This window comes from Nocardia sp. NPDC058666 (assembly GCF_042714895.1).
Lineage (GTDB): Bacteria > Actinomycetota > Actinomycetes > Mycobacteriales > Mycobacteriaceae > Nocardia.
In genome coordinates, this window is the sequence record NZ_JBHXRY010000004.1 from 244,019 (window position 1) to 258,365 (window position 14,347).

Consider the following 14,347-nt stretch of genomic DNA (forward strand, 5'->3'; position numbering starts at 1 on the left):
CCGACAGGTTCGCACCGCTGAGCGGGTCGGCCACGATGACGGGACGTCGGTCACCTGCGGTGCGGGCGACCGCTGACCGAACCGAGACCGGCGAGCTCGCCTGTGTAGCGTGAGTGCTCGGATTCTGTGCCCGAAAGGACGTGCGATGACCGACGCTGCAGCCCTGCCGCGAACAGGTGATGACCTGTACGACGACGAGGCCACCCCGCAGGGCGTCATGCCCGCGGCCGTACGCGGCGCGCGATTGATCGCCGCCGTCGCTGCCGCCGTCGGGGTCGTGCTGATCGTGATCACCGTCGCGCTCGGCGGCTCATTGGGCGCACTGATCGCCGGCTATCTACCGTCATTCGCCCTGATCCCGCTGGTGCTGCTGTTCGGGCGCGGCACCGATACGGTGCGCCAGGTGACGATCGCTGTCGCGGTGCTGGCGTGCGTGGTGTCGTCGACCGGCATTCTCACCGGTCTGCCGCCTGGCGTGGTCGGGGTCGTGGCCAATGGTGCGGTCGCCGGGATGCTGCTTCGCCCATCTGCGAAGGTCTGGTTCACCCGCACTCGCTGACCCCGCACGTCGATGAGCCCCCACGGTGATCTTGAATATCGTCGGGGGTACGGAATCGTCCGTGTTGTCACCCCCGATGATTCATTCGGAGAGGACAGCCGTGACCGGCCCCGAACACCACCCCGCCGTACCGATTTCCGCGTCGATCGAACCCTCGGTGCCGCCGTTCGGTCGGCCCGCCGCACCGTACTCCGCCACTCGGCGGACGCACGATGGCAGCTATCTCACGTACCCCGGCGATCCCGGATATCCCGAGGCCGCGGCGCAGTATCTCGGCGGAGCTGCCCACAACCCAAGGTACGCCGCAGTCTCTAGCGGACACGACGATGTCGCGGGACTGCACCGTGCACGGATGCCCGGCAATGTCCGTGCCGCACAGGTGATCTGCTGGATCGGCGGCGGTCTCGGCATCGTGCTGGTCACCGCGCTTATCGTCACCGACCGGCCAGAAACTGCCGGAGCCGCGATTGCGGGGTTCCTACCATTCCTGTTCCTGGCGATTCTCGCGTTCGGGTTCACCAGCGGGGCGAATGGAGTTCGCGGCTGCACCATCGGCGTCGCGTGTCTGGAGGCGCTGTGCGGGGCCGGATCGATCGCGATGCCCGCCCCGCCCGGACCGCTCGGCATGGTGGCAGGAGCCGCCATCGCCGTTCTTTTGGCGAGGAAGTCTGCGCAGGAGTGGTTCACGCGTGCGCGCTGATCGAGCGCGTCGATCGACGGTCCGAGGGGCTGGACATCAGGTCAGCGGGACGTATCGATGCCGTATTCGGCGAGGGCGTCGATGAGGGCTCGGGGGCGTTCGGTGGTCGGGAGGGCGTGGACCAGGGCGAAGCGGGCGCCCAGAGTTGTTGCGCCGCCGTCGGCTTCGAGGCTGTCGCCGATCATGAGGACTCGTTCGGGGTCTACGCCGAGGCGGTCGGTGGCGTCGCGGAAGATGTCGGGGTTGGGTTTGATGGCGCCTACTTCGTAGGACAGGGTCATGGCGCCGATCAGGTCGGTCCAGCCGTGCTTGTCGAAGGCGGGGCGGATGTCGAAGGCGATATTGCTGACGATGCCGATGGGAATGCCTTGGGCGGCAAGGGATTCCAGGACCGCGCCGGTGTCGGGGTACGGGGTCCAGTTGAGTGGGTCGATGAGGCGTTCGTAGAGGCGCGCGGCCTGGGTGTCGGGCAGGCCCGAGCCGCGCAGCACCTCGAGGTAGGCGTGGCGGTGCAGGGCGGGGTCGAGATCGCGGTTGTCCCACGCGTGTTGGCCTGCCGCGTCGAAGGTCATGAACTGTTCCACCGGCGCCGTCATCCGGCGCATCACCTCGGCTTTGGCCGCCACGTCGAACTCGGCACCGTCGTCGCCGACGAGTTCGTCGGCCCAGGCCGTGTCGTCCTCCAGTCGGAAGACCGTGCCGGAGTAGTCGAAAAGCACCGCGTCGATATCCATGTCAGCCAGGGTAACCAGCTGGGTGGGGTGCGCCTGGCGGAAATCGGTCGTGGGACCCAAGATTCGCGTGCCCGCCATCGAGGCGTCGATCGCTGCACATAATGTTCGCTTCGCGAAAAGGATCGGACTGTGTCATACCCGCGCGTTACGCTGCTGAGATGACGCCAAGGCGACGGACGTGGATCGGGGCCACGACGGCCGCAGTGCTCGCGGTGGGGGTACTGACCGGCTGTTCTTCCGATGAGAAGACCGCATCGGAATGCACGAGCACGCCAAACGGCACCCCGGTGTCCGCGGCGCCCGCGACCGGTGGGAGTGCGCCGACTTCGCAGAATCTCAGTACCAATCCCGAGATCGCCTCGGGCTACCGCTCGGATATGACCGCGGTGCGCACCAGCACCTACGCGGTGTCCACGGCCAATCCGATCGCCACCGAGGCCGCGTGCCGGGTGCTGCGCGCGGGCGGAACTGCCACGGACGCGCTGGTCACCGCGCAGGCGGTGCTCGGCCTGGTCGAACCGCAGGCGTCGGGAATCGGCGGCGGTGCGTTCCTGGTGCACTACGACGCGGCGTCGCGCACCGTCGACACCTACGACGGCCGCGAGACCGCGCCTGCCGCGGCGACCGAGAACTACCTGCGCTGGGTCAGCGACACCGACCGCACCGAGCCCGCGCCCAACACCCGGGCCAGCGGACGCTCGATCGGCGTGCCGGGTGTGCTGCGGATGCTGGAGCTGGCGCATCAGGAGCATGGGCGCAGCGCGTGGAAGGAACTGTTCGATCCCGCGATCAGCTTGTCCGACACCGGTTTCCAGATCAGCCCGCGCCTGGCCGGGCAGATCGCGGAATCGGCGAAGAGTTTGGCCGCCGATGAGGCCGCGCGTGCCTATTTCCTGGAGGCCGATGGCTCGCCCAAGAAGTCGGGCACGGTGCTCACCAATCCCGGTCTGGCGAAAACACTGTCGGCGATCGCGACCGACGGCGCCAACGCCTTCTACAGCGGCGCCATCGCCCAGGACATCGTCGAAGCGGCAGGCAGTACCGCGGGTGGGCGTACTCCGAGCCAGCTGACCACCACCGACCTCGCGAATTACCAGGCCAAGAAGCGCAGCGCGCTGTGCACCGGGTATCGCAAGTTCGAGCTGTGCGGGATGCCGGCGCCGTCATCGGGTGGCAGTACCGTGGCCGCGACACTGGGTATTCTGGCCAACTTCGACCTCCCCGCGCTACGCCCCCAGGAACTGGACCCCAACGGTGGGCGCCCCGACGCGCAGGCGGTGCACCTGATCTCCGAGGCGGAGCGGTTGGCCTATGCCGATCGCAACAAGTACGTCGCGGACCCGGATTTCGTTCCGCTGCCGGGCAATTCGGCGCTCTCGCTGGTCCACCCCCAGTACCTGAAGGAACGTTCCACGCTGATCGACCCGCAGCGCAGCATGGGCACCGCCCAGCCGGGCAACCTCGGCCCGGTTCCGCTGGGCAACGGTCCGCAGCCGCCCGAGCACGGCACCAGCCACATCTCCGTGGTCGACAAGTACGGCAATGCCGCGGCGATGACCACGACCGTCGAATCGGCGTTCGGTTCGTTCCACCTGGTCGACGGTTTCGTGCTCAACAACCAGCTCACCGACTTCGCCGCCGACCCGCTCGATCCCGACGGCACCCCGGTCGCCAACCGCCTGCAGCCCAACAAACGGCCGCGCAGTTCGATGGCCCCGACACTGGTGTTCGACCGTGACGACAAGGGCGACCGCGGGGACCTGAAGCTGGTCACCGGTTCGCCGGGCGGTTCGGTGATCATCCAGTTCGTGGTGAAAACCCTTGTCAATGTGCTGGATTGGGGCCTCGACCCACAGCAGGCGGTATCGGGAGTGTCGTTCGGCGCCGGAAATACACCGGTCACCGGAGTGGGCGGCGAGCATCCCGACATCGATGCCACCGACAACGGCGACCACGATCCGCTCGTGCAGAAATTACGCGCGATGGGACACCAGGTATCGGTGGCACCACAGTCCAGTGGGCTCAGCGCATTACAACGCGAGGGTAAGGACGGCTGGGTCGGCGGTGCCGATCCGCGCCGCGAAGGAGCGGTCCTCGGCGATACCCGCTGAACGTTGCCGCGCCGGGCTCACTCCGTCGGGCGCCCGGTCGAGTTCGGCAGGCGGCCGGATTCAGTCCGCCTGACGAACCAGCTCAGTCCGCCCGACGCCCGAACTCAGCTCTGCGGGGCGTAGTGGGCACCCAGTCCGCGAACGCGTTCGATCGCGTCGGCGGCGTGCGCCTTGTCGTTGGCGCGGATCGCCAGCATCGGGACGTAGTCGTCGTCGGCCAGTTCCAGGCGGGCCCAGGACTTGCCGTCGGGGAAGGACGCGCCGCGGATGTAGTCCCACGGGTACACGTGCTCGCCCAGGATGTTGCGCACCGCCACACCACGACTACCCGCGCGCACCCGCGGACGGGTCAACATCAGCACCGCGCAGGCACCGACCACGCCGATCAGGATCATCGCGACCTGGTCGGCGACCCGGAAGTTCACCCCGGTCGACCCGGTCCGCAACACCAATCCGCCCGCGGTGAACGCGAGGGCAATGACCACCGCGACCACGATGGCGGTGCGGGTCGAGCGACGCGCACGTACCTCGAATTCCCAGCCCGGATCGGGCTCGGGTGCCCCGCGACGCCACGTGCGCACCACCGGCACGGTCACACCGATCGCAGCGCGCGCAAGGTGAGCGCGGCGTCCAGCGCGGCGGCACAGGCCTGCTCGCCCTTGTCCTCCGCCGAACCGGGCAGTCCGGCCCGATCGCGCGCCTGCTCTTCGTCGTTGGTGGTGAGCACACCGTTGGTGACCGGCGTGGCCGCATCCAGCGACACCCGGGTCAGCCCGGCCGTCACCGCATCACACACATACTCGAAATGCGGTGTGCCACCACGGATTACCACACCCAGCGCGACAACGGCATCATGCGTTCGGGCCAGCTCCTGAGCCACCACCGGCAACTCCATCGCACCGGCACAGCGCACGACGGTCACGTGCTCGACGCCGGCTTCCTTGGCCACCCGCTCGGCATTGGCCACCAGCGTGTCGCAGATCTCGGTGTGCCAGCGCGAGGCGACGATGCCGAGTTTGACGTCTTTGGCCTGCGCCAGGGCGAAGGTGGGAACACCGGTGCCGCTCATCGTTGCCGCCTTTCGAAAGTAGTGATCACTGCGCGGTTTCGCCCAGGTCCAGATCGTCCAGGCCCACCAACACGTGCCCCATCCGATCCCGCTTGGTGCGCAGGTAGTGCAGGTTCTCGGCGTTGGCGCGCAACGGCATCGGCACCCGCTCGGTGATCGCGAGACCGTACCCGTCCAGACCCACCCGCTTGGCCGGGTTGTTGGTCAGCAGTCGCATCGAACGGATCCCGAGGTCGACCAGGATCTGCGCCCCGGTGCCGTAATCGCGGGCATCGGCGGGCAGGCCGAGGTCGAGATTGGCGTCGACGGTGTCGCGGCCGCTGTCCTGCAGCTGGTAGGCCTGCAGCTTGTGCATCAGGCCGATGCCGCGACCTTCGTGTCCGCGCATGTAGAGCACCACCCCGCGACCCTCCTGGTCGACCATGTCCAGGGCGGCGTCGAGCTGGGGGCCGCAGTCGCAGCGCAGTGAACCGAACACGTCGCCGGTCAGGCACTCCGAGTGCACGCGCACCAACACGTCCTCGCCGTCGCCGATGTCACCGCGCACCAGCGCGACATGCTCGGCCTCGTCGAAGATGCTCTGGTAGCCCACGGCCTTGAAGTCGCCGTGCGCGGTCGGGATGCGCGCCTCGGCCACCCGCACGACATGCTTCTCGTGCTTGCGCCGCCAGGCGATCATGTCCGCGATCGAGATCATCGCCAGGTCGTGCTCGTCGGCGAACACGCGCAGCTCGTCGGTGCGGGCCATGTGCCCGTCGTCCTTCTGGCTCACGATCTCGCAGATCACGCCCGCCGGACGCAACCCCGCCATCCGCGCCAGGTCCACCGCAGCCTCGGTGTGGCCGGGGCGACGCAGCACGCCGCCGTCCTTGGCGCGCAACGGCACCACGTGGCCGGGGCGGGTGAACTCGTCGGCCTTGGCCTGCGCGCTGGCCAGCAGGCGCATGGTCACGGCCCGGTCGGCGCCGGAGATGCCGGTGGTGATGCCCTCGCGCGCGTCCACCGACACCGTGTAGGCGGTGCCGTGCTTGTCCTGGTTCATCGCGTACGCGGGCGGCAGGCCAAGGCGATCGCAGTCGTCGGCGGTCAACGGCACGCAGATGTAGCCGGAGGTGTACCGGATCATGAACGCGACCAGCTCCGGCGTGGCCTTCTCGGCGGCGAAGATGAGGTCGCCCTCGTTTTCGCGGTCCTCGTCATCGATGACGACAACAGCCTTGCCGGCCGCGATATCGGCGACCGCGCGCTCGATGCTGTCCAACCTGGTCACGTCTGCTTGCTCCGTATTCTTGGCGGCTGGTGCCGCGGGTTTCTCGGCCTGGAAGCCTCGATCTTCCCTCCCGGCGGGTGCTCCTTCGTCACACCCTCTGGTCAGTCCAGATCAAGGCGGCCGAGAAACTGCCAGGGGGATGGCAATGACTTCCTACATTAGCGTCGGGCGGTGTCAGCCTCGTTGGGCGAGGCGTTCTACGTACTTCGCGATGACGTCTACCTCGAGGTTGACCGTGGCGCCGACGGGGGCGGTGCCCAACACGGTCAGGGCCAAGGTGGTGGGGATCAGGGAGACTTCGAACCAGTCGCGTGAACCGTCGAGGGCGGGTTCGTCGTCGATGCCCAGCGCCGAGACGGTCAGCGACACGCCGTCGACGGTGATCGAGCCCTTCTCCACGACGTAGCGGGCGATGGCGTCGGGCAGGGAGATGCGCACGATCTCCCAGTTCTCCGACGGCGTGCGGCGCAACACGGTGCCGGTGCCGTCGACGTGACCCTGCACCAGGTGTCCACCCAGGCGACTGTTCAGCGCGGCCGCGCGTTCGAGGTTGACCGGCGAACCGGCCACCAGCGCGCCGATGCTGGAGCGCTTCAACGTCTCGTCCATGACGTCGACGGTGAAGCTGTCGCCGTCGACGACATCCACCACGGTCAGGCACACGCCGTTGACCGCGATCGAATCACCGTGTCCGGCATCGGAAGTCACCAGCTTGCCGCGGATGGTCAACCGGGCGGCGTCGGCCAGCGCTTCGGTGGCCACGATCTCGCCGAGCTCCTCGACGATCCCTGTGAACATGCCTGACTCCCTTGTCGCGTCATTTCCGTGCCCGCTTGTCGTACACCGGGCCCAACAGCAGGTGCGCGGCCGCTATTCCCACGCGGTCGCCCAGCTCGTCGCACAGCCTAGTAGCGCGGTCGGTGAGCACAGGGCGGGGGCCGAACCAGACCGCGGGCAGCAGTGGGTCACCGGAAGCGAACGGTCGCGCATCGATGCGGGCACAAAGGTGTGTCGACATGACGCAGCCCCGCCGTTAATCAATTCGGCGGTTGTGGATTATCCCCATTTTCACGAACCGGTCCCCGGTATTCATCGGGCAGTCTTAACCTTGTATTACCCGGCATTACGAACTGGAAACACGGTGAGTGGAATGCTTGCGCCTGCCACACCATTGACGCAATATTGTTACGTCGACGATTCCTGCCGTTCAACCAGATGTCAGGGCCTGGAACAGCAGGTTGTCACGACCATCGCCCGGGGCAGTGCGGCCACCGGGAGTAAGCCCCAGGGATAGTCACCACAACAGGGAAGACAACACTGTGGGTAACACCGAGTTCGCCAGATGCGGGGGTGCCGCGTGAGCACATTGATCAATACGACGCTGGAAATGCGGTGCGTGCGCTATCGGCGCGAATTACATCTACCGGCCAAGATCGATGTCGATTCCCGCCGCATTCTGCTGCAGATCGGCACCACGTACGGCGCGGTGACCATGCCCAGCGATCTGGGTGAACGGGTGCAGGACCGGTTGCGCGAGGCCGCGATCGCGGGCCCGGTCGTCGACCATCCCCGCGCCCGGCGCTGGACATTTCTTACCGGCCCGTGCCGACCCGATTCGGTCACCGCCGCCGCCTCGGCCGAACTGTTCCGGCTCTACGCCACCGTGGCGTGCGCGGGCAGCCAGATCGTGCTGCCCTCACCCGAGGACGAGCGCACCGGCTACCGCACCTGGGTGCAGGCACCCGACGCCGGCGACCATCGGCCGCCGGTGCAGGCCGTCATCGAGGCGGCGCGGGCGCTGGGCACCCGCAAACTCCGCACCCTGTAACCGAATTCGCGAACTACGGCAGCCAGGCCGCGGTGGCCAGATTGCGCAATGTCTGCACGGCGGCACCGGGATCGGCGGTGTTGTAGACCGCCGAGCCCGCCACGAAGCAATCGATACCGGCCGCCGCGGCCTGCTCGATGGTGTCGTCGTTGATGCCGCCGTCGATTTCCACCACCAGCCGCAGTTCGCCCGAGTCGACCAGGCGACGCACGATCCGCGCCTTCTCCAGCACGCCGGGAATGAACGACTGCCCGCCGAAGCCTGGCTCCACGCTCATCACCAGCAGGGTGTCGAACTCGCGCAGGATTTCCAGGTACGGCTCGATCGGGGTGTTGGGCTTCACCGACAGTCCGGCGCGGCCGCCCGCGGCGCGGATATCGCGCGCCACCGCGATCGGATCGTCGGTGGCCTCGGCGTGGATGGTGACGTTGTAGGCACCGGCCTCGGCGTAGCTGGGGGCCCAACGGCCCGGGTCGTCGATCATCAGGTGGCAGTCGAAGGGGATGTCGGTGTGCTTCAGCAAGCTCTGCACGATCGGTAGACCCAGTGTGAGGTTGGGCACGAAGTGGCCGTCCATGACGTCGACATGGAGCCAATCGCATCCTTCGACCGCGGCAGCTTCAGCGGCCAGGTAGGCGAAGTCCGCGGACAGGATGGACGGGGCGATCATCGGCTTTGCCGGACGGGAGAACGTCGGAGTGGACACAGCAGGGCAGTGTAGCCACCGAATGGTGATTGCCCTGCCCGGATGTGGGTAGCCTTGCGCAGGTGACCAATTTTTCGGCGGAACAAGGGCCGTTCGGCGCCCCGGTGGAGATTCGTGTGGCAGCTGCGCTGACGCAGCTGCCGATCGTGCGCGGACTGGCCGAAACACTGGTGCTACTGAGCGATTTCACCCTCGACGAGGTGGCCGACGTGCGGCTGGCCGTGGACGAGGTGTGCTCGACGATCATCGCGATCGCCGCACCTGACACGTTGCTCACCTGCGAATTCCTCGTGGGTGACTTCGAATTACAGGTGCGCGTGGACGGTGTCGCCGCCTCGCAGGGTATGCCCGATCAACGCAGCTTCGGCTGGCACGTGCTGCGCACGCTGTGCGACGAAGTGATCGCCGACCAGCGCGATTTCGACCCGACCGTGTCCGGTTTTCCGACGACGGTCCGATTCCGTCGGGTCCGGGGGAAGGCGTAGTGCACGGCGAGGACAACCAGACCGACCAGGACGATCTCGTCGAACACGACAAAACGGACTCCCCTGTCGCCGAGCCGGAGAAGGCCACCGACGCTGTCGAGCAGGAAACCGCCGAGGAGGAGTTGGAGACTCCCGAACCGGTTTCCGGCTATGACGACGTCAGCGCCCTGTTCGAACGGCTGGCGGAGACCGAGCCTGGCAGTGTGGCGCACGCGGTCGCGCGTGACGCGCTGATCAACCGGTGCATTCCCTTGGCCGATCACATCGCGCGCAAGTTCAGCGGGCGCGGTGAGCCGTTCGACGATCTGTCGCAGGTGGCCCGGGTCGGCCTCGTCCACGCGGTGGACCGGTTCGATCTCAGCCGTGGCTCGAACTTCCTGTCGTTCGCGGTGCCCACGATCATGGGCGAGGTGCGGCGGTACTTCCGCGACAACACCTGGGCCATGCGAGTTCCGCGGCGGGTCAAGGAGACTCACCTGCGCATCGGCGCGGCGGTGGATCAGTTGTCGCAGCGGCTGGGGCGCTCCCCCACCGCCAAGGAGATCGCGGCCGAGCTCGATGTGGATCCCGACGAGGTGACCCAGGCGGTGATCGCGGGCAACGCGTATCAGCCGACCTCGATCGACGCCGCGTCGATCGGGCGCGACAGCGACGCGTCGCTGCTGGACACGCTCGGCGAAGAGGAATCGCAGTTCGACCGGGTCGAGGAGTACATCGCGGTGCGGCCGCTGCTGGCGGGCCTGCCCGAACGCGAACGGCGCATCCTCACGATGCGGTTCTTCGAGTCGATGACCCAGACCCAGATCGCCACCCAGCTGGGGATCTCCCAGATGCACGTCTCGCGTATTCTCGCGAAAACCCTTGCGCGCCTGCGCGAGTTGTCCGAACGGGACTGACCATCGCGGACGGGACAACGACGTCCTAACCGCCCTGCCTGGCACGCCGCAGTTTCGCGGGTGCGCGCAACCACCACGCGGCATCGATGAGTTCGGTGAGCTGTTTCGGGTCGACTACATCGAGGTCGATGAGAATGTACGGGTGCCCGTCGTAGTGCGGGGTCGTATAGAAACTCGGATCGCCCGAGGCCAGCAGCGCCTCCTTCTCCGCGGGCTCACACAGCAGCACCAGACCACCTTCGGCCTCGTCACGTAACCGGGCGAAACTCTTGCCGCCGACGTTCAGGCCCGGACTGCGCCACCAGGTGCCTTCCTCCACACCCGGCAGCGCCGTCGCCACGGCCACTACCTGCTTCCACGTCAATGCCATACCCCCGATTCTCCCCTTCGAAGAACCCGCTTGCTTGGACGAATGGAACGGCGCCGCCCCCGAATACGGGAGCGGCGCCGTCGTTTGTCGCGGGCTACTTCTTGCGGAACGTCGCCAGGAACATGGCGTCGGTGCCGTGGCGGTGCGGCCACAGCTGCGCCGACGGGCCGTCGCCCACATCGGTGACACCGGGCAGGAAGTCGCGGCTGTCGAGTTCTTCGGCGCCGGTGCGGCGCACGAAATCGGCGACCACCGAGGTGGTTTCGGCCAGGTGCGGTGAACAGGTCGAATACACCACGACACCGCCGGGACGCACGAGATCCCATGCGGCGGCGAGCAGTTCGCGCTGCAGGGTGACCAGTTCGGCCACGTCGGCCGGGGTGCGACGCCAGCGCGCCTCGGGGCGACGACGCAGCGCGCCGAGGCCCGTGCAGGGCGCGTCGACCAGGACGCGGTCGTAGCCGGGGGTCAGTCCGCTGTCGCGACCGTCGGCCACGTGCACGGTGACCGGCAGGTTGCGGGTCGATTTGCGGACCAGTTCGGCGCGATGTTCGGCCGGTTCGACCGCGTCGACGGTGAACAGGTCGATCGCGGCCAGGGCACCGAGCAGGGCCGCTTTGCCGCCGGGACCGGCGCACAGATCCAGCCAACGGCCCTGGTCGGGGCCTTCCAGGGGTGCGCGGGTCAGTGCGAGGGCGACCAGCTGACTGCCTTCGTCCTGGACCGCGGCGATGCCGTCGCGGACCGGCTCGAGCAGGCCGGGATCGCCACCGTCGAGGTACACCGCGTACGGCGACCAGCGGCCTTCCTCACCGCCGGTGACCAGGGCCAGTTCCTCGGAGGTGATCTCGCCGGGACGCGCGACCAGGTGCACGACCGGGCGCTCGTCATCGGCGGCTAGGAGTTCGTCCAGCTCGCCCGCCTGCGCGCCGAGCGCGTCGGCGAAGGACTGGGCGATCCACTTCGGATGCGCGTGTTCGAAGGCGAGCTTGCCGACCGGGTCGGCGGGGGCCAACTCGGCGATCCACTCCTCGGAGGTCTTCTCCCCCGCCCTGCGCAGCACCGCGTTGACGAATCCCGCACGGCCCTGGCCGAATTCGGCGCTGGCCAGGTCGACGGAGGTGTCGACGGCGGCATGGGCGCTGGTGCGGGTGCGCAGCAGCTGGTAGACGCCGAGGCGCAGGATATCGAGGATGGGGCCGTCGATCTCCTCGATCGGGCGGCCCGCGCACGCGGCGATCACCGCGTCGAGCTGCCCCTGCGAACGGCTGGCACCGTAGGTGAGCTCGGTCGCGTAAGCGGCATCGCGCCCGCTGATCTTGCGCTCGCGCAACAACTTCGGCAGCGCGAGGTTGGCGTAGGCGTCGCGTTCACGCACCGCGCGCAGCACGTCGAGGGCGACCTCACGCGCCGGATCCACGGGCTCGCCGCGCCGCTTCCGCGGGCTGGGCACGCTGGGATCGGGGCGTTCGGGGCGACGCTGCACCGGCGCCTTGCTCGCCGGACCCGCACCGCGAGCCCCGCCGTCGCGACTGCGGCCACGCGAATCTCCTTCGCGCGCACCACGATCGGAACCTGCGGCGCCACGATCAGAACGGGCGGGACCCGAGCTCGCCGCGCCGGAGCGTCCTGCCGAACCACGATCATCGCGCTGACTACCGGCGTCGCGACCCTGCGCACGGTCGTTCGAGGCGCCACCGAAACCGGGGCGGTCGTCTACGCGGCGCGGGGTGTCGGCGCGCTGGTTGCCCGCGTCACGACCCTGCTCGCGATCGCGGCTGAAACCGGGGCGGTCATCCGTGCGACGGGGGGCGTCGGCGCGTTGGTTGCCCGCGTCGCGTCCCTGCGCGCCGCGGCCGAAACCGGGGCGGTCGTCCGGGCGACGGGGTGTGCCGGATCGGGGACGATTGTCGGTGGAGCGGGGGCGACCGTCGCGCCCGGTCCCGCGGTCCTCGTCGGTGCGGGGCGTGGTGGTGCCCTTCGCGGCGCGCGCGGCCCAGCCACCGTCGACGTTCTTGCTGGTGATCTTGCGCTCGGGGTTACCCCCACGCGGCTCGCCCTTACCCGCGGGCTTGCGGTCGTCGCGGGGTGCGACACCCTTCGCGGCGTCGGCTTCGCGGCGACGACGGCGGTCGGACGCACTCATCCGATCACCGTGCCTGCCGCCAGGCGCGCACCGCGGGCCCAGTCCAGCGCGTTCATCATCTTCTTGCCGGGCGGTTGTACCTGCCCCAGGCGGACCGCTGTGGTCGATGTTCCGACGAAGACGCCGGATTTGCGCACCTCGATCTCGCGTTCGGGCAAGGTTTCCTCCACCATTTCCACCGGGCCGAGTTTGAGGCGCAGCCCGTTCACCTCGGTCCACGCACCGGGCGCCGGGGTGACGGCGCGGATGTGCCGGTGGATGGCCAGTGCGGGTTCGTCGAAACCGATCCGCCCCGCCTCGACCGACACCTTGGGTGCGTAGGACACGCCGTCATGTGATTGCGGAATCGCTTGCAGCGACCCGTCTTCCACCCCGTCCAGGGTTTTCTCGAGCAGTACCGCGCCCGCGTCGGCCAGCCGGGACAGCAGTTCGCCCGCGGTATCGGTGAGACCGATCTTCTCGGTCATCACCCCGTACACCGGGCCGGTGTCCAGGCCCGCTTCGATCAGGAAGGTCGACGCGCCGGTCATATCGTCGCCCGCGTCGATGGCCGCCTGCACCGGCGCCGCGCCGCGCCAGGCGGGCAGCAGCGAGAAGTGCAGGTTGATCCACCCGTGCGCGGGAATGTCGAGGACCTGCTGCGGCAGCAGCGCACCGTAGGCGACCACCGGACAGCAGTCCGGGGCGAGTTCGGTCAGCGCGGCGATGAAGTCGGGCTCGGACGGCTTGCGCGGGGTGAACACCGGAATGCCGTGGTCATCGGCGAGCTGCCCCACCGGCGAGCGCATGATCTTGCGTCCCCGACCGGCGACCGCGTCGGGCCGGGTGACCACCGCGACGACCTCGTGGCCCGCGCTTTCGATCAGTCGGCGCAGCGACGGCACGGCCGGTTCCGGCGTGCCCGCGAAAACGAGGCGCATCAGCGGCCACCGCCCACACCGCTGGATTCGCGCACGGTGACACCGGCGCGGAACCAGTCGGATTCGCGGATGGTGCGCATCGCGTCCTTGCGGTCCGCGGGTTCGAGGCGGTTGATGAACAGCACGCCGTCGAGGTGGTCGTGTTCGTGTTGCACGCACCGCGCCAGCAGTCCGTCGGCCTCGAATTCGACAGGGGCACCGGTGGAATCGAACCCGGTGACCCGCACGCGCGCGGCCCGGCGCACGTCGTAGCGCACGCCGGGAATCGACAGGCACCCTTCGGGTCCGACCTGTTCGTCGTCGCCGATCGCGGACCATTCCGGGTTCACCACGTGACCCGCCGCGTCGCCGGTGTCGTAGACGAACACCCGCAGCCCGACCCCGATCTGCGGCGCGGCCATGCCGACGCCGCCGTCATCGTGCATGGTCTCGATGAGATCGGCGACCAACGTGGCGACGTCGGGACCGAAGTCGGTGACCGCGTCGGCACGAGAACGCAGGATCGGGTCGCCGAACAGGCGAACGGGCTGAATGGTCAAGGCGGCTCCCGGGA

17 protein-coding genes are annotated in these 14,347 nt (G+C 68.4%); 6 read left to right on the forward strand and 11 right to left on the reverse strand.

Going from position 1 to position 14,347, the window contains the following annotated elements:
• Positions 1 to 145 precede the first annotated feature (145 nt).
• Complete coding sequence (locus ACFWVD_RS12790) at positions 146 to 559, forward strand: hypothetical protein (protein ID WP_379242200.1); 414 nt, start codon at positions 146 to 148, stop codon at positions 557 to 559.
• A 352-nt stretch (positions 560 to 911) separates the two neighbouring features.
• Positions 912 to 1,259, forward strand: a complete 348-nt coding sequence (locus ACFWVD_RS12795; RefSeq protein WP_379242201.1) for a hypothetical protein — start codon at positions 912 to 914, stop codon at positions 1,257 to 1,259.
• 41 nt (positions 1,260 to 1,300) lie between these two features.
• Here the strand turns inward: ACFWVD_RS12795 and ACFWVD_RS12800 are convergent, their stop codons facing one another.
• Positions 1,301 to 1,993, reverse strand: coding sequence for an HAD family hydrolase (locus ACFWVD_RS12800; protein ID WP_379242202.1), 693 nt, complete (start codon positions 1,991 to 1,993; stop codon positions 1,301 to 1,303).
• 158 nt (positions 1,994 to 2,151) lie between these two features.
• Here ACFWVD_RS12800 and ggt point away from each other — a divergent pair, with 158 nt between their 5' ends.
• Entirely contained in the window at positions 2,152 to 4,104 is a 1,953-nt protein-coding gene (gene ggt / locus ACFWVD_RS12805; RefSeq protein ID WP_379242203.1) for a gamma-glutamyltransferase, read from the forward strand.
• 104 nt (positions 4,105 to 4,208) lie between these two features.
• On the opposite strand, the gene ACFWVD_RS12810 is transcribed toward ggt, so the two are convergent.
• The 5 genes from ACFWVD_RS12810 to ACFWVD_RS12830 all read right to left on the reverse strand — a co-directional run bounded on the left by ACFWVD_RS12810 (position 4,209) and on the right by ACFWVD_RS12830 (position 7,461).
• Complete coding sequence (locus ACFWVD_RS12810; protein WP_379242494.1) at positions 4,209 to 4,694, reverse strand: PH domain-containing protein; 486 nt, start codon at positions 4,692 to 4,694, stop codon at positions 4,209 to 4,211.
• A 2-nt stretch (positions 4,695 to 4,696) separates the two neighbouring features.
• Complete coding sequence (gene ribH / locus ACFWVD_RS12815) at positions 4,697 to 5,173, reverse strand: 6,7-dimethyl-8-ribityllumazine synthase (protein ID WP_378929156.1); 477 nt, start codon at positions 5,171 to 5,173, stop codon at positions 4,697 to 4,699.
• Positions 5,174 to 5,198: 25 nt separating this feature from the next.
• On the reverse strand, positions 5,199 to 6,443 hold the full coding sequence (locus ACFWVD_RS12820) for a bifunctional 3,4-dihydroxy-2-butanone-4-phosphate synthase/GTP cyclohydrolase II (RefSeq protein WP_379242204.1): 1,245 nt from the start codon (positions 6,441 to 6,443) through the stop codon (positions 5,199 to 5,201).
• Between the two features lie 174 nt (positions 6,444 to 6,617).
• Positions 6,618 to 7,241: a riboflavin synthase gene (locus tag ACFWVD_RS12825; RefSeq protein ID WP_379242205.1), complete on the reverse strand. Its 624-nt coding sequence runs from the start codon at positions 7,239 to 7,241 to the stop codon at positions 6,618 to 6,620.
• 19 nt (positions 7,242 to 7,260) lie between these two features.
• A complete protein-coding gene (locus tag ACFWVD_RS12830; RefSeq protein WP_379242206.1) occupies positions 7,261 to 7,461 on the reverse strand; it encodes a hypothetical protein in 201 nt (66 codons plus the stop codon).
• Positions 7,462 to 7,800: 339 nt separating this feature from the next.
• Between ACFWVD_RS12830 and ACFWVD_RS12835 the strand changes: the two genes are divergently transcribed.
• Positions 7,801 to 8,271 carry a hypothetical protein gene (locus ACFWVD_RS12835; protein ID WP_379242207.1) on the forward strand — a complete coding sequence of 157 codons (471 nt, stop codon included), beginning with the start codon at positions 7,801 to 7,803 and terminating at the stop codon, positions 8,269 to 8,271.
• A 13-nt stretch (positions 8,272 to 8,284) separates the two neighbouring features.
• Here ACFWVD_RS12835 and rpe read toward each other — a convergent pair whose 3' ends face one another.
• Complete coding sequence (gene rpe / locus ACFWVD_RS12840) at positions 8,285 to 8,941, reverse strand: ribulose-phosphate 3-epimerase (protein WP_379242496.1); 657 nt, start codon at positions 8,939 to 8,941, stop codon at positions 8,285 to 8,287.
• A gap of 98 nt (positions 8,942 to 9,039) precedes the next feature.
• Here rpe and ACFWVD_RS12845 point away from each other — a divergent pair, with 98 nt between their 5' ends.
• Both ACFWVD_RS12845 and ACFWVD_RS12850 read left to right on the forward strand, forming a co-directional pair.
• On the forward strand, positions 9,040 to 9,462 hold the full coding sequence (locus tag ACFWVD_RS12845) for an ATP-binding protein (protein ID WP_379242208.1): 423 nt from the start codon (positions 9,040 to 9,042) through the stop codon (positions 9,460 to 9,462).
• Between the two features lie 122 nt (positions 9,463 to 9,584).
• Positions 9,585 to 10,358 (forward strand): RNA polymerase sigma factor SigF, encoded by a 774-nt coding sequence (locus ACFWVD_RS12850; RefSeq protein ID WP_379242498.1) that lies wholly within the window; start codon positions 9,585 to 9,587, stop codon positions 10,356 to 10,358.
• A gap of 25 nt (positions 10,359 to 10,383) precedes the next feature.
• Here the strand turns inward: ACFWVD_RS12850 and ACFWVD_RS12855 are convergent, their stop codons facing one another.
• The 4 genes from ACFWVD_RS12855 to def form a co-directional block, all read right to left on the reverse strand.
• A complete protein-coding gene (locus ACFWVD_RS12855; RefSeq protein WP_379242209.1) occupies positions 10,384 to 10,728 on the reverse strand; it encodes an MmcQ/YjbR family DNA-binding protein in 345 nt (114 codons plus the stop codon).
• Positions 10,729 to 10,822: 94 nt separating this feature from the next.
• The gene (locus ACFWVD_RS12860) at positions 10,823 to 12,214 is read right to left on the reverse strand and encodes an RsmB/NOP family class I SAM-dependent RNA methyltransferase (RefSeq protein WP_379242500.1); all 1,392 of its coding nucleotides are present in this window, start codon (positions 12,212 to 12,214) and stop codon (positions 10,823 to 10,825) included.
• A 656-nt stretch (positions 12,215 to 12,870) separates the two neighbouring features.
• Positions 12,871 to 13,794 carry a methionyl-tRNA formyltransferase gene (gene fmt, locus ACFWVD_RS12865; RefSeq protein ID WP_379242210.1) on the reverse strand — a complete coding sequence of 308 codons (924 nt, stop codon included), beginning with the start codon at positions 13,792 to 13,794 and terminating at the stop codon, positions 12,871 to 12,873.
• Positions 13,794 to 14,333, reverse strand: coding sequence for a peptide deformylase (def, locus tag ACFWVD_RS12870; RefSeq protein ID WP_379242211.1), 540 nt, complete (start codon positions 14,331 to 14,333; stop codon positions 13,794 to 13,796). Before def ends, fmt begins: the two co-directional genes overlap by 1 nt.
• Positions 14,334 to 14,347: the final 14 nt, after the last annotated feature.

Coding starts and splice junctions, on each gene's coding strand:
- ACFWVD_RS12790 (WP_379242200.1), top strand. CDS start 146: ATGACCGACGCTGCAGCCCTGCCGCGAACAGGTGATGACCTGTACGAC.
- ACFWVD_RS12795 (WP_379242201.1), top strand. CDS start 912: ATGCCCGGCAATGTCCGTGCCGCACAGGTGATCTGCTGGATCGGCGGC.
- ACFWVD_RS12800 (WP_379242202.1), bottom strand. CDS start 1,993: ATGGATATCGACGCGGTGCTTTTCGACTACTCCGGCACGGTCTTCCGA.
- ggt (WP_379242203.1), top strand. CDS start 2,152: ATGACGCCAAGGCGACGGACGTGGATCGGGGCCACGACGGCCGCAGTG.
- ribH (WP_378929156.1), bottom strand. CDS start 5,173: ATGAGCGGCACCGGTGTTCCCACCTTCGCCCTGGCGCAGGCCAAAGAC.
- ACFWVD_RS12825 (WP_379242205.1), bottom strand. CDS start 7,241: ATGTTCACAGGGATCGTCGAGGAGCTCGGCGAGATCGTGGCCACCGAA.
- ACFWVD_RS12830 (WP_379242206.1), bottom strand. CDS start 7,461: ATGTCGACACACCTTTGTGCCCGCATCGATGCGCGACCGTTCGCTTCC.
- rpe (WP_379242496.1), bottom strand. CDS start 8,941: ATGATCGCCCCGTCCATCCTGTCCGCGGACTTCGCCTACCTGGCCGCT.
- ACFWVD_RS12855 (WP_379242209.1), bottom strand. CDS start 10,728: ATGGCATTGACGTGGAAGCAGGTAGTGGCCGTGGCGACGGCGCTGCCG.
- fmt (WP_379242210.1), bottom strand. CDS start 13,794: ATGCGCCTCGTTTTCGCGGGCACGCCGGAACCGGCCGTGCCGTCGCTG.